Raw genomic sequence first — 2,998 nt, forward strand, 5'->3', positions numbered from 1 at the left:
CATTGTGGTTGAAACTTCAGAATATAAAGAAGTGATTTATCGATTGAATTACTTATTAGATACAAAAGGCTTTGGTTTGATTACCGGTGGTCCTGGTCGCGGTAAAACAACAGTTATAAGAAATTTTTCGAAATCTTTAAACACATCTTTGTATAAGGTGATTTATACTTCTTTATCTACCTTAACAGTCATGGAGTTTTATAAAAATCTAGCCACTGAGTTAGGCCTTGAACCGAGGTTTAGAAAAAGTGACAACTTCAAAATTATTCAGGCAGAGATCACTCGCTATGCTGTTGAAAAACGCATTACCCCAGTGATTATTATTGATGAGGCGAATTATATCAATAACAGTATTTTAAACGATTTAAAGCTTATTTTTAACTTCGATATGGATTCTGTCCACCGGGCTGTTGTCCTTCTTGTAGGCTTACCACAGCTTAACAATACCTTAAGACTAGTAGCTCACGAACCTCTAAGACAACGAATTACTATGAATTATCACTTAGAAGGTCTTAGTAAAGAAGAGTCTAAAAACTACATCTTGCAATCTTTAAAAGCCGGGAAATCTCATGTGAGTGTTTTTAGTGACAATGCTTTAGAGTCTATTGTGAATGCAGCTGGTGGCGTACCAAGAATTATAAACAAAATCTGTGATACATGTCTTCTCATTGGGCATAATAAAGACATCGATGAAATCAACAATGAAATTGTTATGATGGCTGTCGATGAAACAGAACTGGTTTAGGAGAATATTCTATGATTGAATTCAAATGTAAAAATGATGAAGAAGAGTGGTATGGTAGAATCTATAACATAGATAACTATGGTAATCATTATGAAATGAGAGTAGAGAGTCGTTCGGGACTACAGGTAATCTTTGGGTGCTCGAGTGGAGGAAATTTTATATGCTTGCCAGATTTTAATGCAGGATGTCATTTAGCGCATCTTCGAGACAGATTTTGGAATCAGGAGAGACTCATATCGATTATGGGTGAGGTTGATGGCATAACAATTGCAGAAGCGCTTTATCATGTCTATGGTTTAATTAAATAAAGATTGAAAAGGTCATACTTCTTTTAGATGAAGTATGATTTTTTGATGAGATATGTCCTTTAATCAATATCATTTAATTTGAGGAATCAGTATCAAATAGTTTGAATAAGACCTTTAAAACTTGAATAAATAGGAGTAAATAAATTGAAGATGAGTCCCCCAGATAATTTGAACATCAATATTAATGATGATTTCATCTTCATTTTCCTACCTCAACTGAAAAGATGAATACAAAGTCATGTATACTTGTTAGTAACAATACATCAGTACCTGATGTGAAAATAAAATCATATTGATCATATAAAGGATCATCAATAAACAAACTTGATTCTACTATTGGATTATTCTGATCTACTTCTTGTTTTATGTCTCTAATAGATATCTTGAAAAGGTTTATGAACATTTGTTTTATATCAACATCCAATTCAAGTCTATATACCAATTCACCTTTCTCACATGACTTAAATATTTCTTCTCTATTTCCATTTTCTCTAAAAATAACGCTTATATTGTCATTACTGTCTTTTGCATTTTCTTTAAACCATTGAATAAATGTAGATTCTTCATTGAGATGTGCATGCCTTCTAAAGGCATACACATCTTGTGCTTCATTTATTACTTCATTAATACAATCAATCAAGTCAAAATCAGAATAAGTTTTTTGCAAAAAATCAGGAAAATAAACTCTATAATTTTCTATTTTGTGGAATTCCATACCATGCATGTGCTCCATTTCTATTAGCAGTGTGATAATGGTCAAAGAATACTCCTACTTTATACCATGCCCAATGGTTTTCTGCACTTGTAGTTCCCAAACCAGTTCCAGAAACCGCGGCATAAGCAAGTGAGCCTGTATATGTGTAAATGCTTGTACCACTCTTGACTCTATTAATTGCATATGAAGCAGAAATCGGGTTTGGATTAATAACTACGGTATTTAACTTACCATAGGCCTTATAATAATACTTGTTATTCTTTTTAACATCTTCAATAACTGACTCAACAGCATAGCATATTACTCCTGCAACTGTTATAGCTAATGTAGCTAAAATCAATGCTTCTATAACCGTTGCAGTTAAAATAATTGTTCCTGCTGTAACAGCAGCTTGTCCAGAATATTCATCTTTTTTTATTTGATCCATTTTATCAATTTTCTTGATAAGTTTTCCATTTTCCTTAACTTCAATATCAATACTGTCTTCAGTTAATTCAGTGACTGAAACATCACCTGTTTTACCTTTTGAAAGTTCTTTAACACCTTTTATCTTACCTTTTCCGTCCTTATCAATGGTAAGTGTTGCTTCATCATCAACGCCTATTGCTTCTACTGTGATAATAAAATCATTTACTGATACTTCAAATTCTATGCCATCTACAAAAACTGTTTTGCCGTAACCAGTATCATTTTTAGCATACACAGATACACTACTCAGTATAATTGTAAATACTAGAATTAAACTTATTATTCTCTTTTTCATTTGCATATTTCTCCTTTTTTTGTACATAAATAATATATTTATAACTCTTCCTGTACGCTGAAGAGTATAAATCACAAGTTGAATATCAAATTAAAATTGGAAATAATATGCGAAATGATTATAAATAAAATACATTTCCCCACGCATTATTTTTATTTCCCCATCCTCTAACACTTTTCTCTGTATGATGGCTATTGAATAGAAATTTATAAGTGTAACCATCATTTATTGCTTTATATTATATGGTTAAAGGGTCAAAACTAAGTTTCACTAAATTCGCCTACCATATGTAGATTACGTTGATACATTCATAACTACATATGGTAGGTGAAAGTTCAACTATATAGTTTTGACGCCTTAACCATTATATTATAATATAAAGTTGTGTCAAGCTTTTTATTTATATTTTTTATCGTATTTTTCTGATGAGTTTAGCAATAAATCAGTCACTGAAATCTGTCTGTATA

Annotated in this window: 4 protein-coding genes; 2 read left to right on the forward strand and 2 right to left on the reverse strand. The window is 31.4% G+C overall.

Translation table 11 applies throughout. From position 1 onward, the window contains the following. On the forward strand, positions 1-745 hold a 745-nt coding region (locus tag AC6F8J_RS07160), incomplete at its 5' end, for an AAA family ATPase (RefSeq protein WP_500722050.1). Between the two features lie 11 nt (positions 746-756). Beyond that, positions 757-1,053: a DUF6618 family protein gene (locus AC6F8J_RS07165; protein ID WP_500722051.1), complete on the forward strand. Its 297-nt coding sequence runs from the start codon at positions 757-759 to the stop codon at positions 1,051-1,053. A 199-nt stretch (positions 1,054-1,252) separates the two neighbouring features. Here the strand turns inward: AC6F8J_RS07165 and AC6F8J_RS07170 are convergent, their stop codons facing one another. Beyond that, positions 1,253-1,777, reverse strand: a complete 525-nt coding sequence (locus AC6F8J_RS07170) for a hypothetical protein (RefSeq protein WP_500722052.1) — start codon at positions 1,775-1,777, stop codon at positions 1,253-1,255. Then, entirely contained in the window at positions 1,740-2,531 is a 792-nt protein-coding gene (locus AC6F8J_RS07175) for a hypothetical protein (RefSeq protein ID WP_500722053.1), read from the reverse strand. The genes AC6F8J_RS07170 and AC6F8J_RS07175 overlap by 38 nt, the downstream gene beginning before the upstream one ends. Between the last annotated feature and the right edge of the window lie 467 nt (positions 2,532-2,998).

Source organism: Petrocella sp., from assembly GCF_059865615.1.